Source organism: Ensifer sp. 1H6 (genome assembly GCF_001976035.1).
Taxonomy (GTDB): domain Bacteria; phylum Pseudomonadota; class Alphaproteobacteria; order Rhizobiales; family Rhizobiaceae; genus Ensifer; species Ensifer canadensis.
Genome location: NZ_MOAI01000005.1, coordinates 153774 through 174605 on the forward strand (window position 1 = coordinate 153774; position 20832 = coordinate 174605).

Consider the following 20832-nt stretch of genomic DNA (forward strand, 5'->3'; position numbering starts at 1 on the left):
TTTTAGGCGGGGCTGTTAGGCGAGCATCTTGCCGATCAGCCGCTGACAGCGCTCCGCCATATAGTCGATCATCAGCCGAACCTTCGGGTCCTGGAAGCGCTTGTGCGGATAGATCGCCGCCAGTTGCACGCCGAGCGGCGGTGTCGAGGCAAGGATTGGCACCAGCTCGCCGGTGTTGATGTAGCTCTTCACCTCGAAGAGAGGCTTGTTGATGATGCCGCGACCATCGAGCGCCCATTGGGTCAACACATCGCCATCATCCGAATCGTAAGGCCCGGTCACTTCGAGCTTCCTGACACCCTCAGGCGTCTGCAATGTCCAGAAGTACTCCTTGGAACCGGGATAGCGCAGCAGCAGACAGTCATGTTTGTCGGCGATAAGCTCGTCGGGTGTTTGCGGCACGCCGCGCTTCTCGAAATAGGCCGGTGCGCCGCAGACGACGCGCTCGCAGTTCATGATGCCACGCATGCGCAGGTTCGAATCTTCGAGGATGCCGAGCTTGAAGGCGACATCGACGCCTTCCGACAGGATATCGACATTGTGGTCGGAGAGCCTGAGCCGCACCTCGATATCCGGATATTTGTCGTGAAACTCCGGAATGCCCGAGGCGATCAGCCGCCGACCTATCCCCAACGGAGCGGTAATCTTCAGCGCACCCTTCGGATTGTGCGACAGATCCGCGATGGCGTTCTCCGCCTCATTGACAGCTTCGAGAATCTTGACGGCACCGTCGTAGAACACACGGCCGTGCTCCGTCGGGGTCAGCTTGCGCGTCGTCCGATTGAACAGCCGAACGCCCATGTGGCGCTCCAACTCTTTGATTCTATTACTGGCAACCGCCGGCGTTACGCGCTGGTCGCGACCAGCTGCCGACAGGGTTCCAAGCTCTACGACGCGTACGAAGACGCGAACATTGTCCAGATATGACATGCCTCCCGATCTCTCCTCCGGGCGCTATCTAACGCATCCATTCCGTCGCGATTTTATAGATTTTTTTGAAAGTGTTGGTGAACCAGCGACGTTCCCGCGGCCTCCAGCAATGACACATAATGCGCCACGGAGAAATGGGAGAATTGCATGTACGAGTATGCCATAGCCTGGGATTGGCTCACCTTTGCCATGAGATGGCTACACGTCATCACCGGTATCGCATGGATCGGTTCGTCGTTTTATTTCGTCGCGCTCGATCTTGGCCTGAAGAAAAGACCCGATCTGCCTGTTGGAGCCTACGGCGAGGAATGGCAGGTCCACGGCGGCGGCTTCTATCATATCCAGAAGTATCTGGTGGCTCCATCAAACATGCCGGAGCACCTGATCTGGTTCAAATGGGAATCCTACGTCACCTGGCTTTCCGGTTTCGGCATGCTGTGCATGGTCTATTACGCCGGCGCTGACCTTTACCTGATCGACCCCAATGTGCTCGACGTATCGAAGACGACGGCGATCGCCATTTCGCTGGCATCGATCGGCTTCGGCTGGCTTGCCTATGATGCGATCTGCAAGTCGCCGGCCGGCCGCGACAACACCAAGCTGATGGTGCTCCTGTATTTCATCCTCGTCGGCATGGCCTGGGGCTATACGCAGCTTTTCACCGGCCGCGCCGCCTTCCTGCATCTGGGCGCCTTCACCGCGACGATCATGTCGGCGAACGTCTTCTTCATCATCATCCCGAACCAGAAGATCGTCGTTGCCGACCTGATCGCCGGCCGCACGCCGGACGCCAAATACGGCGTCATCGCCAAGCAGCGTTCCACGCACAACAACTACCTGACGCTGCCTGTGCTGTTCCTGATGCTGTCGAACCATTATCCGCTGGCCTTCGGCACCCAGTACAACTGGATCATCGCCTCGCTGGTGTTCCTGATGGGCGTCACCATCCGCCACTATTTCAACACCCGTCACGCCGACAAGGGCAATCCGACCTGGACGTGGCTTGCGACCGCGCTGCTCTTCATTGTCATCATGTGGCTGTCGACCGTGCCGAAGATCCTGAGCGGCGACGAGGAGGCGAAGGTTTCGGCGGCGCAGCAGCCGTTCGTTACCGCCGAGGCCTTTCCGAAGGTTCGCGACACCGTGCTTGGCCGCTGTTCCATGTGCCACGCCAAGGAGCCCGGCTGGGAAGGGCTGGTCGTGCCGCCGAAGGGCGTGACGCTGGAGACCGACGGCGAGATCGCCGCCCACGCACGCGAAATCTATCTGCAGGCCGGCCGTTCGCACGCGATGCCGCCGGCCAATGTCACCGGCATATCGGACGAGGAGCGCAAGCTCCTCGTCGCCTGGTATGAGACGGTCGTAAAGGGAGAGAAGGTTCAATGACCGATTTGCTGATCCGCGGCCGCGTGCTGACGTTTGTCGAGGCGCCCAAAGGCATCGACGACCACGCCTCCTATCGCTACTTCGAAGATGGCGCCGTGCTGGTTCGCAACGGCAAGATTGCCGATATCGGCGAGCATTCGGACGTTGCCCGCAGGGCCGGGCCAGCAGTCAAGGTTGCCGATCATCGACCGAACCTGGTGTTGCCGGGCCTGATCGACACGCATCTGCATTTCCCGCAGACGCAGGCTATCGCGTCCTATGGTGCGCAATTGCTCGAATGGCTGAACACCTACATTTTCGTCGAGGAACAAAAGTTCCGCCAGCCGGAGCATGCTCAATTCATTGCCGGCCGGTTCATGGACGAACTGCTTTCCAACGGCACCACCACGGCCGTTGCCTATTGTTCGGTGCATCCGGAGAGTGTCGATGCCTACTTCGGCGCTGCGGAAAGCCGCGGCATGCTGATGATCGGCGGCAAGGTAATGATGGATCGCAATGCGCCCGATGCGCTGCGCGACACGCCTCAACTCGGATATGACGAGACGAAGCAACTGATCGGCAAGTGGCACGGCCGCGGCCGCGCCCACTACGCCATCAGCCCGCGTTTCGCCATCACCTCGACGCCGGAACAGATGGAGATGAGCCGGGCGCTCGTCGCCGAACATCCGGAATGCTACGTCCAGACGCATCTGTCCGAAAACAAGGACGAGATCGCCTTTGCGACGTCGCTCTACCCGGAAGCGAAGGACTATACCGACATCTATGCACGCTACGATCTTTTGACCCGCAAGACGTTGCTCGGGCACTGCATTTACCTCAGCGATCGCGAGATCTCGGTTCTCGCCGAGACCGGCGCCGTCGGCACTTTCTGCCCGACCTCGAACCTGTTCCTCGGTTCGGGCCTCTTTGACCGCGACCGTTTCGACAAACTCGGCGCGCGCTGGTCGGTGGCAACGGACGTCGGCGCCGGCACCAGCTTCTCGATGCTGGAAACCATGGATGAGGCCTACAAGGTTCTTCATCTGCAGGGTCAGCGGCTTTCGCCGTTCAACTCGTTCTACATGATGACGCTCGGCAACGCGCGGGCGCTCGATCTCGACGACCGCATTGGCTCGCTGCATATCGGCGCCGACGCCGATATCGTCGTGCTCGACAGTCGCGCCAAGCCGTCGATGGAGCTGAGAATGCGCGTGGCCAAGACGCTCGCCGAGGAACTCTTCATCCTGCAGACGATGGGCGACGACCGATCGGTGGCCGAAACCTATGTTGCCGGCAAGCCGATGAAACATCTTGCCAGCAACCAGGCAGCCGAGACAGAAGCCACAGGCGGCCGGAAATTCGAGACGGTCTGAACCATCGCGGAAGCGTGGTCTCCCAACGTTCGACGCTGAACGTTCCAATCAACGCCGTACGCAAGCCTCCCCCACAAGGGGAGGCTTTCTTGTCAAAGATCTCCTTATCAGAGATCTTCGGGGCGCTTGCCGCCCATGGCCCGGGTCAAGGCATCGGCGCGCTCGCGCACGACCGGTCCCAGCACCAAGAGCTTGTCGTCATTGACGCGCACGGATGGTCCTGAGATCGAGATCCCGGCGATCGTTTCCCCATATTCGTTGAAGATCGGCGCTGCCACGCAGCGCATGCCGAGCGTGTGTTCCTCGTCGTCGATCGACCAGCCGCGCTGGCGGATCTTCTGGATGTCCTGCAGCAGCGCCGACAGGTTGTCGCGTGTCTTGTCGGTGAAATGCGCCAGGTCGCGTCCAGCCAGCAGATGCGCGACATCCTTGTCGGCCCAGGTCGACAGGATCGCCTTGCCGATTCCGGAGGCATGGATCGGCCCGCGCCGGCCGGGGCGGAAGAAGGCCCGCATCGGGGCATGGCTTTCCACCTGCGAGATGAAGACGACATCGCCGCCTTCTTCGATGCCGATATTGGCAGTCTCACCGCTTTCTTCCATCAGCTGTTTCAGAAACGGACGGCTGATGGTGCCGAGCTTGCGGAAGCGCAGATAGGCGTTGCCGATCTCGAATGCCTTGAGGCCGATCGTCCAGGCGCCGGTGTCGGGGTCGTTCATCACCATGCCGTGGTTGGCCAGAGACGTCAGCAGCCGGTGCACGGTCGATGGCGCCATGCCTGTGACATCGGACAAGTTCGTCAATGTCGAGCCGTCGCTTTCGGCAACGACCGCCAGCAGCGTCAGGCTACGGTCGAGCACCTGCACGGAGCCGGGCGCTGCGTTTTCGCCCGCCTTTCGGCCGCGTTTTCCCTTGCCTGTCGCATCCATGATCCATCCTCCAGCAGCCGAGTCATTCCTATCATCCTCTAGCAGGACCAGGATTGATTGTTTCGAAATTCGTGAAGATGTTTATTTCCATCTGGTGGAAATGAATTCCATTTAAATGTTGAACATTGATGACAATGGGGTATCGTCTCATCAAATAGGAGGAGTTCCCATGGCTAAGATGCGTGCCGTTGATGCGGCTGTTTACGTTCTTGAGAAAGAGGGCATCGATTGTGCTTTCGGCGTGCCCGGTGCGGCAATCAATCCGTTTTATTCCGCTCTGAGGGCGCGCGGCTCGGTTCGCCACATCCTTGCCCGCCACGTAGAGGGCGCCTCGCATATGGCGGAAGGCTACACCCGCGCCAAGCACGGCAACATCGGCGTTTGCATCGGCACGTCAGGCCCGGCCGGCACCGACATGATCACCGGCCTTTACTCGGCTTCCGCCGACTCGATCCCGATCCTCTGCATCACCGGGCAGGCGCCGCGCGCCCGCCTGGACAAGGAGGATTTCCAGGCCGTCGATATCTCCAAGATCGCAGCACCTGTCACCAAGTGGGCTGTCACCGTCATGGAGCCGGCGCTGGTGCCATTCGTCTTCCAGAAGGCTTTTCACCTGATGCGCTCCGGACGACCGGGGCCGGTGCTGATCGACCTGCCGGTCGACGTCCAGCTGGCCGAGATCGAATTCGATCCCGAGACGTATGAGCCGCTCGAGCCCTACAAGCCGAAGGCGACGCGCGCGCAGGCCGAGAAGGTCATTGCGATGCTGAACGAGGCCGAGCGGCCGTTGATCGTCGCCGGTGGCGGCATCATCAATGCCGACGCCTCGGATCTCTTGACCGAATTTGCCGAGATCACCGGCGTTCCTGTCATTCCGACACTGATGGGCTGGGGTACGATCCCGGACGATCATCCGCTGATGGCCGGCATGTGCGGCCTGCAGACGTCGCATCGCTACGGCAATGCCAGCATGCTCGCCTCCGACTTCGTGCTCGGCGTCGGCAACCGTTGGGCAAACCGCCACACCGGCAACATACCGACCTATACCGAGGGTCGAAAGTTCGTTCACGTCGATATCGAACCGACGCAGATCGGACGCGTCTTCGCGCCGGATTTCGGCGTCGTCTCAGACGCGGGGGCAGCGCTGAAGCTCTTCCTTGACGTTGCGACGGAATGGAAGACCGCCGGCAAGCTGCGCGACTGGTCGGGCTGGGCGCAAGAATGCCGCGAGCGCAAGCGGACCATGCTGCGCAAGACCCATTTCGACCAGACGCCGCTAAAGCCGCAGCGCGTCTATGAAGAGATGAACAAGGCCTTCGGCCGCGACACCTGCTATGTGTCGACCATCGGCCTCAGCCAGATCGCCGGCGCGCAGTTCCTGCACGTCTACAAGCCGCGCAACTGGATCAATTGCGGCCAGGCCGGTCCGCTCGGCTGGACCCTGCCGGCTGCCCTTGGCGTGCGTGCCGCCGATCCCGATAGGCCGATCGTCGCACTTTCCGGCGACTATGATTTCCAGTTCATGATCGAGGAACTGGCGGTCGGCGCCCAGCACAAGCTGCCCTACCTGCATGTTGTCGTGAACAATTCCTACCTCGGCCTCATCCGCCAGGCGCAGCGCGGCTTTAACATGGACTTCGAAGTCAGCCTCGCCTTCGACAACATCAATGCGTCTGAAGACGCGGAGAAGGGCTATGGCGTCGACCATGTCGCCGTTGCCGAGGGTCTCGGCTGCAAGGCGATCCGGGTGCGCAGCCCCAACGAGTTCCAGGAAGCGTTCGACCGCGCCCGCGCCCTGATGGATGAGCACCAGGTTCCCGTCGTCATCGAGTTCATCCTCGAGCGCGTCACCAACATCGCCATGGGTGCGGACATCAACTCCGTCGTCGAGTTCGAGGAACTGGCGGCGCGTGGCGAAGATGCACCGACCGCGATCGAAGCGCTTCTCGATTGAAAACTATCACAAGGAGGAAAAATCGCATGGCGAAGTTCGCTGCGAACCTGACAATGCTGTTTACCGAGGCGCCGTTCCTCGATCGCTTTGCCCTTGCTGCAAAAGCCGGCTTCGAAGGCGTCGAGTATCTCTTCCCCTACGAGTTCGAGAAGGTCAGCCTGCGCGCCGAGTTGCAGCGTTACGGTCTGAAACAAGTGCTGCACAACCTGCCGGCCGGCAACTGGGCCGGCGGCGAGCGCGGCATCGCCATCCTGCCCGACCGGATCGACGAGTTCCGCAAGGGCGTGGCGAGCGCCATCGACTATGCGACCACGCTTGATTGCAAGCAGGTCAACTGCCTGGTCGGCATCGCGCCGGACGGGGTCTCGGAAGCCGTGCTGCGCACCACGCTGGTCGCCAACCTCAAGCTGGCCGCGAGCGAACTGGGCAAGCAGGGCATTCGCCTGCTGATCGAGCCGATCAACCACTTCGATATTCCCGGCTTCTACCTCAACACGGTCGAGCAGGCCGCTTCGATCATCGACGAGGTCGGCAGCGACAACCTCTTCATCCAGTACGACCTCTACCATCAGCAGCGCACGCAAGGCGAACTCATCGGTACCTACAGGCGCTTTGCCGGCCGCATCGCCCACGTCCAGCTTGCCGATAACCCGGGCCGCAACGAACCGGGTACGGGCGAGATCAACTATCCCTACGTCTTCGATGCGCTCGAAGAGGCGGGCTACGACGGCTGGATCGGCTGCGAATACAAGCCGCGCACGACCACGGTCGAGGGCCTTGGCTGGCTTGGCACCGAGCGCAAGCGCACGCAATCCGCAGACATCATCAAGATCAGGAGTTAAGCACAATGGCAACGATCGGCTTTATTGGACTGGGCATCATGGGTACGCCGATGGCACGCCATCTGCAGGATGCCGGGCATACGATCATCACTTCGAAATTTGCGATCCCGCCGCGGCAGGAACTGCTCGACAATGGCCTGACGTTTGTCGAGACGCCGAAGGCACTTGCCGAGGCGGTCGACACGATCATCCTGATGCTGCCGGACACGCCTGAAGTGAAGGACGTTCTCTTCGGCGAGAACGGCGTCGCCTACGGCCTTTCCAAGGGCAAGTTGGTCATCGACATGAGCTCGATCTCGCCGATCGAGACCAAGGAATTCGCCAAAAAGGTCCGCGAAACCGGTGCGGAATACGTCGACGCACCAGTCTCCGGCGGCGAAGTCGGTGCCAGGAACGCTTCGCTTTCGATCATGGCCGGCGGCTCTCAGGAGAGCTTCGACCGGGCCTTGCCGTTGTTCCAGCTGATGGGCAAGAACATCACCCTCGTCGGCGATTGTGGCGATGGCCAGGTGACCAAGGTCGCCAACCAGATCATCGTTGCGCTGACGATCGAGGCGGTGTCCGAGGCGCTCGTCTTCGCGTCGAAGGCCGGCGCCGATCCGGCACGGGTTCGCGAAGCGTTGATGGGTGGTTTTGCCTCCTCGCGTATTCTCGAAGTGCATGGCGATCGCATGATCAAGCGCACCTTCGATCCGGGCTTCCGCATCTCGCTGCACCAGAAGGATCTGAACCTGGCGCTGCAGGGCGCAAAATCCCTCGGCATTTCGCTACCGAACACGGCAGCGACGCAGGAGCTGTTCAACAACTGCGCCGCCAATGGTGACAGCGGGCTTGACCATTCCGGCCTGGTGCGTGCCCTTGAGCGCATGGCGAACCATCAGGTCGCCTGAAGCACCGCTACGACAGCATGAAAATACGCATGATCGACCGGCGGCCCGTTCCGTCTGCCGATCGTGCCTCCGGGCGGCGGAAGGAGGAGCCGCCGCCCGAGATCTTGGATGAAGGGGAGAGACATGGCAGCCATTGCCGATCCGCGCACGTTTCTGGAAACGCTGTTCACATCGGCGGTTGCCGCTGCCGACCCGGCACTGGTGATTGCCGCCAACCTGCCGGAGCGGCCGAAGGGCCGGACCGTCGTCGTCGGCGCCGGCAAGGGTGCGGCGCAGATGGCACAGGCCTTCGAGCGACATTGGGATGGTCCGCTTTCCGGCGTCGTCGTCACCCGCTACGGCTACGCAGCCCCTTGCCAGCGTATCGAGGTGCTGGAAGCATCGCATCCGCTGCCGGATGAAAGCGGTCTGCAGGCCTCTCGGCGCCTGATCGCCGAGGTCAGCGGCCTGTCGGAAGACGATCTGGTCGTTGCTCTTGTCTGCGGTGGTGGATCGGCCCTGCTGCCGTCACCACCTCCAGGCCTTTCGCTGGACAATGAAGTCGCCGTCAACCGGGCGCTGCTCGCCTCGGGCGCGCCGATCAGCGCCATGAATGCGGTGCGCAAGCACGTCTCATTGATCAAGGGTGGCCGGCTCGCGGCCGCGGCCTATCCGGCGAAGGTCGTTTCACTCATCGTATCTGATATTCCCGGCGATGACCCGGCGCTGGTCGCCTCCGGTCCGACCCTGCCCGACGCAAGCACTCGTGCCGACGCCCTGAAGATCATCGAGCGCTATGGCCTGCAATTGCCCGAAAAGGTTCTGGCGTGGCTCGCCGATCCGGCTGCCGATGCGCCGTCGCCGTCCGACCCGCGTTTCGCTGCCAACGAAGTACGCCTGATCGCATCCGCTTCCGTCTCGCTCGAGGCGGCTGCCGCCAAGGCGCGGGAGGCCGGCATCGAGGCAATCATTCTCTCCGACGCGATTGAAGGCGAGGCGCGTGACGTCGGCAGTGTTCACGCGGCAATCGCCCGTGAGGTCGCAGGCCGCGGCCGCCCCTTCGCGAAGCCCGTTGTCGTTCTTTCCGGCGGCGAGACGACCGTTACCATGCGCGGGGCAGGCAAGGGCGGACGCAACAGCGAGTTCCTGCTGTCGCTGGCCCTTGGCATTGATGGCGCCGTTGGCGTTGCGGCGCTTGCCGCCGATACCGATGGCATCGACGGTTCCGAGGACAATGCCGGCGCCTTTGCCGACGGAACGACGATCGCCCGGCTCGCCGCACAGCGGCTCGACGCCTCAGCACTCCTGCAGCGGAATGATAGCTGGAGTGCCTTCGACGCGCTCGGTGATATCTTCAAGCCCGGGCCGACCGGCACGAATGTCAATGATTTCCGCGCAATCCTGGTGCAATAGGACGCGAGGATGGGTGCCTAAGACATTGGTGCCGCTGGGTCAGGCGGCGCTTCGGGCGAAGTGGCAGCTGACCGTGCCGTGATTGCCGAAATCCGCAACGAAGGTGTCGCCGCTGCGCGCCTCCACCGCACGCACGAACGAGCCGGAAAGCACGATCTGGCCCGGTTCGATCGCGTCGCCATACTGCGCCAAGCGGTTGGCGAGCCAGGCGATGCCATGGGCGGGATGATTGAGAACGCCCGCCCCCAATCCGGCTTCTTCCACTTCGGCGTTGCGCGAGAGGATGGCGCCCATCCAGCGCATATCAACCGCGTCGGGGCGCATCGGTCGTCCGCCAAGGATCAGCCCGGCATTGGCCGCATTGTCGGCGATCGTATCGGCGATCCCTCGGGCTTGCTGTGTCTCGGGATCGCGTCTGACGATGCGGGTGTCGAGGATCTCAAGCGCGGGGATCACGAAGTCGGTGGCGTTGAGCACGTTCAGGATAGTGACGCGCGGCCCTTTGAGCGGCGCCTTCATCACGAAGGCGATTTCGGCCTCTACGCGAGGCTGGATGAAGCGATCGGCGGGAATGGTTGAACCATCCTCGAACAGCATGTCGTCGAACAGCACGCCGGAATCCGGCGTGTCGATATCAAGCGCCTGCTGCATGGCCTTTGACGTCAGCCCGATCTTGAAGCCGATGATCCGTCGGCCGAGGTCCCGCTTGCGCCGCACCCAGGCGGATTGAACCGCATAGGCGTCGTCTATCGTCATCCCCGGATGTTTGAGGGATAACAGGCCGACCTGGCTGCGATCGATTTCGGCCTGGTGAAGGCTCTCGGCTGCTTGCGAAATCTCGGCAGGGCTGAGCATGCGACCGTTTTCCTCTCGCACGGACGTCATCCATAGCCTTGCGATGGCATCCGAAGGACTTCGAGCTTTGCGCTGACGTTCAAGGCCCGGATATCATCGCCGAAACAATCGGGATAGGAAAGGGTTTGATCGCAAGACCCCTCGTGTCAGACGGACTGCGTTGCCAGCATCATGCCGAGGCCGATGAGGATCGAACCGCATGCCCGCGGGACCAGGCTGCTCTGGCCGGTGAAGCGACCAAGGGTCAGGGATGCGAGTATCACAGCGGCGACATCAGCGGCCGACAACGCCAGATTGACCAGCATGCCGAAGACCAGGAACTGCAGGGAGACCGGCATTGCCGCTGCCGGGTCGACGAATTGCGGCAGGAACGTCACGAAGAACAACGCCGTCTTAGGGTTGAGGATTTCGACGAGGATGCTGTCGCGCAGCACGCCGGGCTTGGCATCGGTCTTATGCGTATCATGCTTGCCGATGCCGAGCAGCATCGTGCCGCCAAGCCAGACCAGATAGACGGCGCCGGCAAGTTTGATTGCCGCATAGACAAACGGTGCATGGCTGAGAAGGGCGGCAAGCCCGAGGGTTGCGGCTGCAATATGCACATAGCAGCCGATATGGATGCCGAATGCGGCCAAAAAACCGGCTTTGCGGCCATGCGCCAAGGTCTGCGCCGTCATGTAGAGAATGGCGGGCCCCGGCATGCAGGCAAAGATCGCCGTAGCGACCGCAAACGAAATCCAGTGCTCGATCGAGGGCATCGCAGTTCCTCCGGTTTGCCGGCTGCCCCTCCGGCAGCGTGGCATTCGGCCCGACCCCGTCGGTGCGGAATCGGGTCGGCAGAGAACTACGCCAATGATGTGGTGGTTAAGGGAATGTCACCGCTGGAGCCGGCGCGGCATGCGGATTTCAGCCAATGGGCAGGCCGATGCGCACAGCGTAGGCGGCGAGTTCGGCAGCGCTATGCAGGCTGAGCTTGCGCATCAGGTTTTCGCGGTGCTTGCGCGCGGTGAGCGGGCTGATGCCAAGCCGTTCGGCAATCTCGCGAGCCGTCAGGCCCTGAGCCGCGAGCGAAAGGATCTGCATCTCCCGCCGGGTCAGGGGAATGGGCGAAAGCGCTTCGTCGGTCGCGGACGGCAAGGTCCGTCGCTCCGGGTGGCTGACGGCAAAGCGTATCGATTGTGCGAGGTAGATTTCGTTGGCGCCAAGCGCGTCAACGGCAGAGGCAAGCTCGGCCGGGTCGCCGTTCTTCGTGAGATAACCGCTTGCGCCCGCATCTATGGCGGCGCGGACCGTTCGCGGTTCGATATTGGCGGTCAGCACTAGGATCTTCATTCTCGGAGCCAGTTCCCTGATGTCGGCGATGAACTGGATGCCTGCCACGCCCGGCATGCCGAGATCGAGGGTCAGAAGGTCTGCCGGCTCACTTCTCGCAAGCGCCAACACGGCTTCGCCGTCGGCGGCCTCGGCAACCACGGATATGCCCGCCATCGTCGAAAGTAGCATCTTCAAGCCTTCGCGAACGATGGCATGGTCGTCGGCAACGATGACGTTCATGGCCTTCGACATTTCAGCAATCCTTCATTGATATCAGCAATTGTCCGCAACCATAAACAGGTTCGCGTGCGGAGGCGATGCAAACAGCGTGAGCGACTGCAACCTCTCCTGATAGAACTACTATTTCGTCAATCTTACGCGGTGCTGGTCGCAAATTTGGTCATTCCACTACCGGTTGCCATTGATCCGAAGGAGTGGATGCGGTGAGACCCGTTGGCGGGATGCACCGTAACCCTCCATACGCGGACAGTCGGGCGCCTCGGCGGTATTCTGACCGTTCACGCCGGGTCGAGCGACGTGCGCAAACTGCAGCCGACTGAGGGTCTCATCTATTCGATAAAGACGCGCACGCTGGCGGCCCGACCCACGGCGTCGATGACCGTGAGGGTGGAATAGCCGGCGCCATCGGGCTGCCATTGCGTCGTCCGCCGGCGGGTCGGATCGGGCAACGGCTTGCCATTTGCGAGCCACCGGAAGGGCGCGCGGCCGCCCTGCAGCTTCAAAGTAAGCGGTGACATGGTCTCATGGTCGATGCCAAGTTCGACACGCGCGCCCTCGGGCGGAAAGACGATCTGTGGCGCCGGCTCGCGCGCCGAGGCGTTGACGAGGCCGCTTGCGGTCATCGAGAAGCGGCGCTGGCTGATCGGCAGCTCGATTTGGGAGATGCGCACAGCGCCCGGCGGTGCATCCGGCAGCGGCGTGATCGGCAATCCGGATTTGGCAAAGCCTTCAAAGAGAATGGGCGCGGCCGCGCCATAGCCGGTCAGCCCCGGAACGGCGCCATTGTCCGGCCGCCCGACCCAGACCCCGAGCACATAACGGCCGTCGTAGCCGACCGACCAGGCGTCGCGATAGCCATAGCTGGTGCCGGTCTTGTAGGCGATGCCGCGCTGCCGGCTTCCCGCCGGCGGCAAGACGGCCGAGAGCACATCCGAGACATGCCAGGCGGAAACGGGCGAAAGCAGCGGTTCGCCGTCGATCAGACCGGCCGTGCCGGTGATGCCATCGCCGAGCCGCACCGGGAAGCCGCGATTGGCAAGACCCGCATAGAGCTGCACGAGATCGCGCAGCGTCAGGCCGACCCCGCCAAGGCCGATTGCCAGCCCGGGTGCCTCGCCTGCGGGCAGCACAGGCTTCACCTCGGCGCGGCGGAACCTGACCATCAGCCGGGCAGGGCCGACGACGTCGAGCAGGCGAATGGCCGGAACGTTGAGCGACAGTTGCAACGCCTGGCGCACGCTGACGTCGCCTTGGTAGCTCATGTCGAAATTGCGCGGGCGGTAACCGAAGAAATCGGCCGGTCGATCCTCGATAATGGTTTCCTGGCTGACCAGGCCCTCCTCGAAGGCGAGACCGTAGATGAAGGGTTTTAGCGTCGAACCGGGCGAGCGGGTGATCCGCGTCATATCGATCCAGCCCGAGCGGCTCGCGTCGAAATAATCGGCCGAGCCGACTTCGCCGATGATCTCGCCCGTGCGTGCGTCGGCCATGATCATGGCGACGGACACTCTCGGTCCCAGTTTGGCCGCACCCTCGCGCGCAACCGCTTCGAGGCCGCGCTGGACATTGCGGCGCAGCGTCGTGTGATGCTGCACGGCCGTCGGTTGCTTGCGAAGCGCCGTCTCGGCCAGATGGGCGGCATAGGCCGGCAACTGAAGGCGGCGGTTCGGAATGGCCGTCATCGCGGCCCGTTCAGCTTCGCCTTCGCCGATCACGTCGGCAACCGCCATCCGGGTCAGGACGCGCTTGCGGGCAGCTTCGGCTGCGGCGTGGTTGCGGTCCGGCCGACGCTTTTCCGGCAATTGCGGCAGCGCCACCAGCAGCGCGGCTTCGCCTACAGATAGTCGCTTCGGTTCCTTGCCGAACCAGGCCAGGCTTGCGGCGCGCACCCCCTCAAGATTGCCGCCATAGGGCGCATGGCTGAGATAAAGGTCGAGAATCTGGTCCTTGGACAGCCGACGCTCGATCTGGATCGCGCGCGCAATCTGAAGCAGCTTGGCCGCAATGCTTCGTTGTTCGCGCGGTTCGATCAGCCGCGCCACCTGCATCGAAAGGGTGGAGGCGCCGGAAACGATGCGGCCGTTGGTGACGAACTGCAGCGCGGCGCGGCCGAGCGCCAGGAAGTCGATGCCGGCGTGCTCGCGAAACCGCTGGTCCTCATAGGCAACCAGCATCCGCAGAAACTGCGGGTCGACGTCACCGACAGTCGTGTTTAGCCGCCAGAGACCGTCAGGTGTTGCAAAGGCCCTGAGCAATTGGCCGTCGACGTCGAGAACCTCGCGAGACACGATGCCAGCCGCTCCCAGTGGCGGCGGAAATGCCTGGTCAGCCTTGTCGAGCGCAAAGGCAGACAGCCCCGTCAGCAACAGGCCGACGGGGATCGCGATCAGCAATTTTTGCCTTATCGACATTATCGGGCCTATTGGGCTGCCAGAACCTCCATACGCCCTGTCGCGGTGCGCGCCGAGAACTGCGGCCGGTACATGTCTTCGACGCTTGCGGCAGGATGATCGTAGACACCGGGGTTCACCGCGCGGACGACATAGGCGAGCGTCAGCTCGCGGCTATCGCCGGTAGCGCGGTCGAAGGCGGCGACGAAGCGATCGTTGCGGAACTCGGTATGCGTCGCGGTAATCTCGCCGAGCCATTCGAAGTTCGTCAGCTGGGCGCTGTCGACCAGGCTCGGGTTATCGATCTGGAAACCGGCCGGCAAAAGGTCCGAAACAAGCACGCGGGACGGCCAATCGTTGGTTTCGGTGACCTTCAGCACCACGACATAGCGCTCGTTCTGCCTGGCCTGGCTGACATTAGCTTCGGCACCATCGAGTGTGTAATAAGTGCGCTCGATGGCAAAGCCGTCACCGCCGGCCGACAGTGGCTGAGCCGGGGCGGCAACCGTGGTGACCACGGCGGAGACGGCGTCCGCCCCCTCGTTCTTGATCACCACCGGATGAGACAGAAGCGCATCGCCGGGCATCCGCGCGGCGTAGCCGCCGGTCTTCGACGCGCCATTGACGTCAAGCAGCATGTCCTCGTCGCCGCCCTGAACGGCACGGGCGGCAAGCAGCATCCAGGCCTGTTCCTGCGTGCTGGTATATTTCTTCTGCTCCCATTGCCGTGCCACGATCTTCGACAGTTCCGGAATGATCGGCGGAACCGGACGGCTTTCGGCGGCCAGAGCCAGGACGGCCGCGTCGTCGCGCAGCGAAGAACCGTAGTCGGAACGCGACAGGCTGACATTGACGAGGCCGGTCGACATGTTGGCCGAGGACGCAAAGATTTCCTTTGACCGCTGGGCATCGCCGTAGAGCGCCAGCGCCGCTGCGACCTGAGCCTTGGCCAATGGCGTTGGGAAATCATTGATCAGCGTGTTGGCGTAATAGCGGATGTCGTTGACGGCGGCCTTGCGGTTGCGTGCGAGCACATAGAGCGCATAGGCGATCTCGTTGCCGCGATCCTTGGCATTGGTGTCATAGCCGAGGCCGTTCTGCAGGTTTTCCAGTGCCTGCACCATCGCTGCCTCAGGCACGTCGTACTTCTGTTCACGTGCGCGTGTCAGGAAGTCGGTGACATAGGCGTCGAGCCAGAGGTCCCCATAGCCCGGCCCCCACAGGCCGAAGCTGCCGGACGACGACTGGTTGGAGAGCACGCGGTAGATCGCTTCCTGCACCCGCTTGGTCACTTCGCCGTCATCGGGAAGGCCGGACTGCTTCGCCAATTCACTCATATAGAGAAGCGGCAGCGCCCGGCTCGTCGTCTGCTCGGTGCAGCCATAGGGGTAGCGGTCGAGCGCCATCAGGATGGCGGGAATGTCGAAGGCCGCAGACCGGGTGACGCTCAGCGAAACCGACGCGCCCTGGAGCACGCTGTCTGCCAGCAACTGGCCGTCGATCGTCAGGCTGCTGCCCGCCGCAAGGTTGACCACCTGTCGCTGCGTGACCGGCAGTGTGGCCGGGCGCACCGGAATGTTGAGCGCCTGTTCGAGCGAAAGTCCGGAGGCGCCGGTGAGCTGGACAGTAACGAGCCCGTCGCCTGTGTGTTGGCCGACCAGCGGCAGCGTCAGAACCGATTTGCCGCCCTGTTCGAGGCGTACCGTTTCGCTGGCGCCGGTCTGTTCCACCGTCACCGGTCCGTTGGTGGTCAGTTGTACTTGGTAGTCACCGGCCGGAGCGTCGGTGTTGGCGATGTCGAGCCGCAGTTCGGCGCGGTCTCCCGGCGCAAGGAAGCGCGGCAGGCTCGCCGTCACGACGATCGGGTCGCGGATGACGACGTCGCGGACAGCATGGCCGACGCCGGACTTCGTCCAGGCGACGCTCATGATCCGCGCCGTGCCGTTGAACTGCGGAATATCGAAGCTGACGGTCGCCTTGCCATCGGCGTCGAGCTTCACCGGACCTTCGAAGAACGCCACCAGCTTTTCGGTGGGCGGGCTTCCCTGCAGCGCGACCTGGCCGCCGTCGCCGCCGGTGCGCAATTTGCCGGTCGCCCCAAGCGAGCCATCGATCAAGCGACCGTAGAGATCGCGCATTTCAAGACCAAGCTGGCGCTGGCCGAAATACCAGGCGGCAGGATCCGGAGCTTCATAGCGGGTCAGGTTCAGGATGCCGACGTCGACCGCGGCAATCGTGACATAGGCTTCTTCGTTGGCGCCGGCCCCTGCCACCTGCAGGCTGATATCGAGCGGCTTGCGCGGTTCGGTCTTTTCGGGCGCTTCGATGGCCACGGCAAGCTTGCGCTCAGCGGGATCAACGGTCAGCCATTTGATGCCAATCGCGCGCATAGGCATGCGGCTTTCCTGTGCATCACCAGGCCGATAGAGTGTCGCGGTGACATAGGCGCCGGCCCCCCAATCGGCGGTGACGGGCAAATCGATCTCGCCACCCTCGGCGACAATCGTCGCGCTCTTTGTCGTGATCAGGCCTTCCGTGCCGACGGTTACCAGCAGTTCACCGGCAAAACGCGGTGAAACCTTGAGCTTGGCGGTTTCGCCGACGGCGTAGTTTTCCTTGTCGAGCGCGATTTCGAGGCCATCGGGCGTTTCGGTCGATGTCGATGCGACATACCAGCCGGCATCGAATTCGACGCTCGATGTCGGTCCGTCGAGGGCCGCCGTCTCGACTTCGAGACGGTAGCGGCCCCAGCCGACGGGCACGGCGATCTCGCCTCCATCGGCGGTCACGTCGAGCGTGCCGTTCGCAACCTGCTTGGTGGTGACCACCGGCTCGTATTTCCAGGCGGTTCCGTCTCGGTACCATTGATAGTTGCGCTCGACGCTGATCAGCTTCCAGAGCGCACCCGGCATGGCGGCCCTGGCACCGTCGGGGTCGATGGCGATCACGCGGAACTTGCCGACGGAGTTTTCCTGAAGGTCGCCCGAAAACTCGGGTTTGATGCCGATCATCGCGCCTTCCGGCTTTACCGGCAGCGTCAAGGATCGTTCGACGGCGCGACCGCCGGCCTCGCGCATCCGCACGGTGACATTGGCGTTGAGCAGTTGCGTCGTCGACGGCACTTCGCTCAAAGCCACGTCGAAGGTCGACTTGCCGTCGTCATCGAGAGCCGTCAGGTCCTCAAGCGGCAGACGCGTGTCCTCGCTCGCCTCTTCGTCGGCAAGGCCGAAGAAATATCCCTTGAAGGCAGCACTTTCGCGCGTCGGCTTCAGAACCACTTCGCCCTCAAGCTCGAGGCCGGCGGCCGGTGCGCCATAGAGATAGCGTCCATCGACCACGACTTGTACCGGTTCGCCGACAGCGATCTCCTTTGCTTCGCTCGTCAGATCGAACTCCGTGCGGTCCGGCACGAAATCGTCGACTAGAAACTGCTTCTCGCCGATCGGCGAGGCCTTGGGATCAGTGAAGATCTGCATCGTCCAGGTGCCACGCATGGCGTTTTCCTGAACATCGAGATCGAGCGTGTGGCCGCCGAGCTTGCCGCCGTCGCTGATCATCCTGCGGTATTCGACGCCGTCAGGGCGCAGGAACACGAAGGTGAGCGGCAGATTCTCGATGGCCTCGCCATTAACGTCTCGGGCAAGTGCTGACGCGTGCACCGTTTCGCCGACGCGGTAGATGCCGCGCTCCGTCCAGGCGAGGACGTCGATGGCGCCGGGCGCCGCACGGCCGGTGACCCCACGATCCGACAGGTCGAATCCCGCCCTCGTCATGTCGAGGAAAACGAAGTCGTCTTCGCCGCTCTTGGCTGTGATTACGGCCGGGGTCAGGGCGGAGGTGCCGCGGATGAGACCAGCGGTGAAGGTGGCGCGGCCGTCGCCATCCGTCGTTGCCGTGCCGAGGATTTCGTTGTTCTTGGCGACAAGCTGCAGCTCGACACCTTCGATCGGCTTTGCGGTTGCGAGCGATCGGGCAAAGACGTTCAGGCCGTCGGTGCCGGCATAGGTCGACACGCCGATGTCGGAGACGACGAACCATTGGGTAGCGCGGGCGTCCCAATCCTGGCTGAGGCCGGTTTCGGATGCTGCGGTCAGCACGTAGACGCCGGCTTTGCGCTTCGGCAATGCTTCATCGACCGGGAAGCTGGTGACCACTTCCTTGTTGAGGACGCTGTCGATGGCGATCGAACCTTCCCAGACCAGTTCTCCGCTTTCGTCTTGAATGCGCTGGGCGCTGTAGCCGTCGATTTGCGTCAGGAACTGCGAGTTCTGCAGCACCTGCGCCAGGCTGCGATCGCCGATGCGGTAGAGCTTGAGCTTGGCGCTGTCGGTGTTGACGGAAACCAGCGGAATGCCGCGGCGCGCGGTCGAGGGCAGCACGAAGCTGTCGCCGGTAAAGCGCACGACCTGGCCGCGATCCTTGACGTAGACCTCAAGAGTGACCGGCGCCTCAAGCACTTCATCGACCGACGAGGGCAGGCCGGTGCGCAGCGTCAGCTTGTAACGCTGGCCATGCGACAGACCCTCAACGCAGATCTGGTCGCCCTTGGCTTCCACTGCGTTCGGGGCAGCGCCGTCTAGTGTGACGAAGGAGGCATAGTCGGCGCCGCTCTTTAGTAGCTGCTCCGAAAACTGCACGCAGGCGCGCGGCGAGGCGCTATCGGCATCAACGGTGTTTTCGATGACGCGGAAGCGCTTGCGTTCCTTCAGGTCGAGGTAGGCGGTCTCGACCGTTTTTGATTGCACCAGTTCGAGGCTGGCCTTGTAGGCATTGAGGGCGCCGCGGAAATTCTCGGCATTTTCCAGCGCCTTGGCGAGAACGGCCAGCGCATGGGCGCGGCTTTCTGCGGTCCGCGTCAGCTGATAGCCGTTGATCGCCGCAAGGGCGGCTTGCGTCGCGACATCGGTATTGCCGGTGACGCGATTTGCCGTGCGCGCCGTTTCAAGCCACAGCTCGCTGTCATCAGGGGTGATCGCAAGCGCGCCCTGGAACGCCTTCAATGCACCGTCGATAATGCCCGATTCCGCCTGCGCGCGCGCCGTTTCGATCAGGTTGTTGACACCGAAGCCCTGCTGATCGTCGGCAAGTGAAAGGTTCGCCTTGGCGTCGCGCGCGTCCTGAAGGATCTGGTCGGAGAGAAACGAGAGTCGCGGCGGCGCGCCGAGGTCCGGCTGCACGGCCTGCGCCTGGACGATCTTGCCGGCGATGGCGCCGGGGAAGTCGTTCAACTGATTGAAGTCGGACTTCAGGAAGCACCATTTCACCTTGGGATTGTAGGTGAATGCGCGGCAGGATTGGTCCGCGATGCAGGCGGTCTCGCACTGATCCAGCGAGACATTCTGTTCGGTTCGCAGATCGAAGCCGAAATAGTCACCATCCTGGGTGATCTCGACCTGGCGGCCGGTCTCAGCCGAAAAAGCCGGACATCCGGCGGCCAAAACAGAAACAAGAAGAGCGGAAAGGCCGAAAAACGCGCGCACAGACATAAGTCCTCCCAACGCAGCCGGTCTCGATAGGGCTTCACTTTTTCAAGGTTCCTGATGCCTTGTCAACCACGGACGTTCAAGAGTTGGACGACAATTTACGCGAGAGCGAGCAACATGTCCTAGTGAGGCGGCGCCACTGCGAATGGGCGCCTATCTTCTCTGCTCCTTCAGGAAAACGACGAGCGAACGGCCGGCGTCGAGGATGTGATCCCGGGTGAGCGACGATGCCAGATCGGCGTCACCTTTGGCGCAGGCATTGAGGATCGCCTCATGCTCGCGCGCTGCGCGCTTCATGCCATCCGTCAGCGTCAGCTGCGCGCGCAGATAACGATCGATGCGGTCGAGCGAGGCGCGCACGATCTGCAGGTAGTAAGGCCGCCGCGCGGCCTCATAGAGGCTGTAGTGGAAGTTCCGGTTGGTTTCGCCCCACTTCGCCGAATCGGATTCCTTGCCGAACTCGTCGCAATGCCTGCGGGCGAGTTCGAGCGTCCTTCGATCCATATTGGGCACGGCAAGCCGGATCACCTCCGCCTCCAGCAGAGCGCGAAATTCGAAGATCTCTTCGATCTCTTCGATCGAAAGGCCGGCAACGACAGCGCCTTTGTAGCGTTGCGTTGTGATCAACCCGTGCTGTTCAAGGCGCGAAAGCGCTTCGCGCACGGGGATGCGGCTGGTGTTGAACATCTGGGCGATCTGGTCCTGCCGCAGGTTCTCCCCCTCGGCAAGCGCACCCTCGATGATCGCCTTGCGCAATGCCTCGTAGACGATATCGGCTGCGGAAGCGGCTTGCCTGACATCAACGGCATCGAGTTTCATCGCGTCTAAACCCCGGCGGCTTTGTGTCCCTGACAGTGCGGAAACTGCTGTGGTTC

14 protein-coding genes are annotated in these 20832 nt (G+C 62.6%); 6 read left to right on the top strand and 8 right to left on the bottom strand.

Features of this window, described 5'->3' with window-relative positions:
- Nucleotides 1-15 precede the first annotated feature (15 nt).
- Nucleotides 16-930: a LysR family transcriptional regulator gene (locus BKP54_RS08045; RefSeq protein WP_025428598.1), complete on the bottom strand. Its 915-nt coding sequence runs from the start codon at nt 928-930 to the stop codon at nt 16-18.
- 147 nt (nt 931-1077) lie between these two features.
- On the opposite strand from BKP54_RS08045, the gene BKP54_RS08050 reads away from it, so the two are divergent.
- Together BKP54_RS08050 and guaD are read left to right on the top strand one after the other, a co-directional pair.
- Complete coding sequence (locus BKP54_RS08050) at nt 1078-2316, top strand: urate hydroxylase PuuD (RefSeq protein ID WP_025428599.1); 1239 nt, start codon at nt 1078-1080, stop codon at nt 2314-2316.
- Nucleotides 2313-3668 carry a guanine deaminase gene (guaD, locus tag BKP54_RS08055; RefSeq protein WP_057211253.1) on the top strand — a complete coding sequence of 452 codons (1356 nt, stop codon included), beginning with the start codon at nt 2313-2315 and terminating at the stop codon, nt 3666-3668. Before BKP54_RS08050 ends, guaD begins: the two co-directional genes overlap by 4 nt.
- Before the next feature lie 107 nt (nt 3669-3775).
- On the opposite strand, the gene BKP54_RS08060 is transcribed toward guaD, so the two are convergent.
- Nucleotides 3776-4597 carry an IclR family transcriptional regulator gene (locus BKP54_RS08060; RefSeq protein ID WP_025428601.1) on the bottom strand — a complete coding sequence of 274 codons (822 nt, stop codon included), beginning with the start codon at nt 4595-4597 and terminating at the stop codon, nt 3776-3778.
- Nucleotides 4598-4766: 169 nt separating this feature from the next.
- On the opposite strand from BKP54_RS08060, the gene gcl reads away from it, so the two are divergent.
- The 4 genes from gcl to BKP54_RS08080 all read left to right on the top strand — a co-directional run bounded on the left by gcl (nt 4767) and on the right by BKP54_RS08080 (nt 9675).
- A complete protein-coding gene (gcl, locus tag BKP54_RS08065; RefSeq protein WP_025428602.1) occupies nt 4767-6551 on the top strand; it encodes a glyoxylate carboligase in 1785 nt (594 codons plus the stop codon).
- Between the two features lie 26 nt (nt 6552-6577).
- Nucleotides 6578-7393 (top strand): hydroxypyruvate isomerase, encoded by an 816-nt coding sequence (gene hyi / locus BKP54_RS08070; RefSeq protein ID WP_057211251.1) that lies wholly within the window; start codon nt 6578-6580, stop codon nt 7391-7393.
- 5 nt (nt 7394-7398) lie between these two features.
- Entirely contained in the window at nt 7399-8283 is an 885-nt protein-coding gene (gene glxR, locus BKP54_RS08075; protein WP_057211249.1) for a 2-hydroxy-3-oxopropionate reductase, read from the top strand.
- Nucleotides 8284-8406: 123 nt separating this feature from the next.
- Nucleotides 8407-9675, top strand: a complete 1269-nt coding sequence (locus BKP54_RS08080; protein ID WP_057211247.1) for a glycerate kinase — start codon at nt 8407-8409, stop codon at nt 9673-9675.
- Nucleotides 9676-9714: 39 nt separating this feature from the next.
- Here the strand turns inward: BKP54_RS08080 and hpaH are convergent, their stop codons facing one another.
- The 6 genes from hpaH to BKP54_RS08110 all read right to left on the bottom strand — a co-directional run bounded on the left by hpaH (nt 9715) and on the right by BKP54_RS08110 (nt 20776).
- Nucleotides 9715-10530: a 2-oxo-hept-4-ene-1,7-dioate hydratase gene (hpaH, locus tag BKP54_RS08085; protein WP_057211245.1), complete on the bottom strand. Its 816-nt coding sequence runs from the start codon at nt 10528-10530 to the stop codon at nt 9715-9717.
- Between the two features lie 146 nt (nt 10531-10676).
- On the bottom strand, nt 10677-11288 hold the full coding sequence (locus BKP54_RS08090) for a LysE family translocator (RefSeq protein ID WP_025428607.1): 612 nt from the start codon (nt 11286-11288) through the stop codon (nt 10677-10679).
- Nucleotides 11289-11436: 148 nt separating this feature from the next.
- The gene (locus BKP54_RS08095; RefSeq protein WP_057211243.1) at nt 11437-12096 is read right to left on the bottom strand and encodes a response regulator transcription factor; all 660 of its coding nucleotides are present in this window, start codon (nt 12094-12096) and stop codon (nt 11437-11439) included.
- Nucleotides 12097-12413: 317 nt separating this feature from the next.
- Nucleotides 12414-14495 carry a penicillin-binding protein 1C gene (gene pbpC / locus BKP54_RS08100; RefSeq protein ID WP_057218119.1) on the bottom strand — a complete coding sequence of 694 codons (2082 nt, stop codon included), beginning with the start codon at nt 14493-14495 and terminating at the stop codon, nt 12414-12416.
- A gap of 8 nt (nt 14496-14503) precedes the next feature.
- Nucleotides 14504-19954, bottom strand: coding sequence for an alpha-2-macroglobulin family protein (locus BKP54_RS08105; protein WP_084814354.1), 5451 nt, complete (start codon nt 19952-19954; stop codon nt 14504-14506).
- Nucleotides 19955-20110: 156 nt separating this feature from the next.
- Nucleotides 20111-20776 (bottom strand): GntR family transcriptional regulator, encoded by a 666-nt coding sequence (locus BKP54_RS08110; RefSeq protein WP_025428611.1) that lies wholly within the window; start codon nt 20774-20776, stop codon nt 20111-20113.
- Between the last annotated feature and the right edge of the window lie 56 nt (nt 20777-20832).

What these genes read in the sequence shown, in the direction of transcription:
- BKP54_RS08090 (WP_025428607.1), bottom strand. Translation starts at nt 11,288, where the DNA reads ATGCCCTCGATCGAGCACTGGATTTCGTTTGCGGTCGCTACGGCGATC.
- guaD (WP_057211253.1), top strand. Translation starts at nt 2,313, where the DNA reads ATGACCGATTTGCTGATCCGCGGCCGCGTGCTGACGTTTGTCGAGGCG.
- glxR (WP_057211249.1), top strand. Translation starts at nt 7,399, where the DNA reads ATGGCAACGATCGGCTTTATTGGACTGGGCATCATGGGTACGCCGATG.
- hyi (WP_057211251.1), top strand. Translation starts at nt 6,578, where the DNA reads ATGGCGAAGTTCGCTGCGAACCTGACAATGCTGTTTACCGAGGCGCCG.
- BKP54_RS08045 (WP_025428598.1), bottom strand. Translation starts at nt 930, where the DNA reads ATGTCATATCTGGACAATGTTCGCGTCTTCGTACGCGTCGTAGAGCTT.
- BKP54_RS08110 (WP_025428611.1), bottom strand. Translation starts at nt 20,776, where the DNA reads ATGAAACTCGATGCCGTTGATGTCAGGCAAGCCGCTTCCGCAGCCGAT.
- BKP54_RS08050 (WP_025428599.1), top strand. Translation starts at nt 1,078, where the DNA reads ATGTACGAGTATGCCATAGCCTGGGATTGGCTCACCTTTGCCATGAGA.
- pbpC (WP_057218119.1), bottom strand. Translation starts at nt 14,495, where the DNA reads ATGTCGATAAGGCAAAAATTGCTGATCGCGATCCCCGTCGGCCTGTTG.
- hpaH (WP_057211245.1), bottom strand. Translation starts at nt 10,530, where the DNA reads ATGCTCAGCCCTGCCGAGATTTCGCAAGCAGCCGAGAGCCTTCACCAG.
- BKP54_RS08095 (WP_057211243.1), bottom strand. Translation starts at nt 12,096, where the DNA reads ATGTCGAAGGCCATGAACGTCATCGTTGCCGACGACCATGCCATCGTT.
- BKP54_RS08080 (WP_057211247.1), top strand. Translation starts at nt 8,407, where the DNA reads ATGGCAGCCATTGCCGATCCGCGCACGTTTCTGGAAACGCTGTTCACA.
- BKP54_RS08060 (WP_025428601.1), bottom strand. Translation starts at nt 4,597, where the DNA reads ATGGATGCGACAGGCAAGGGAAAACGCGGCCGAAAGGCGGGCGAAAAC.
- gcl (WP_025428602.1), top strand. Translation starts at nt 4,767, where the DNA reads ATGGCTAAGATGCGTGCCGTTGATGCGGCTGTTTACGTTCTTGAGAAA.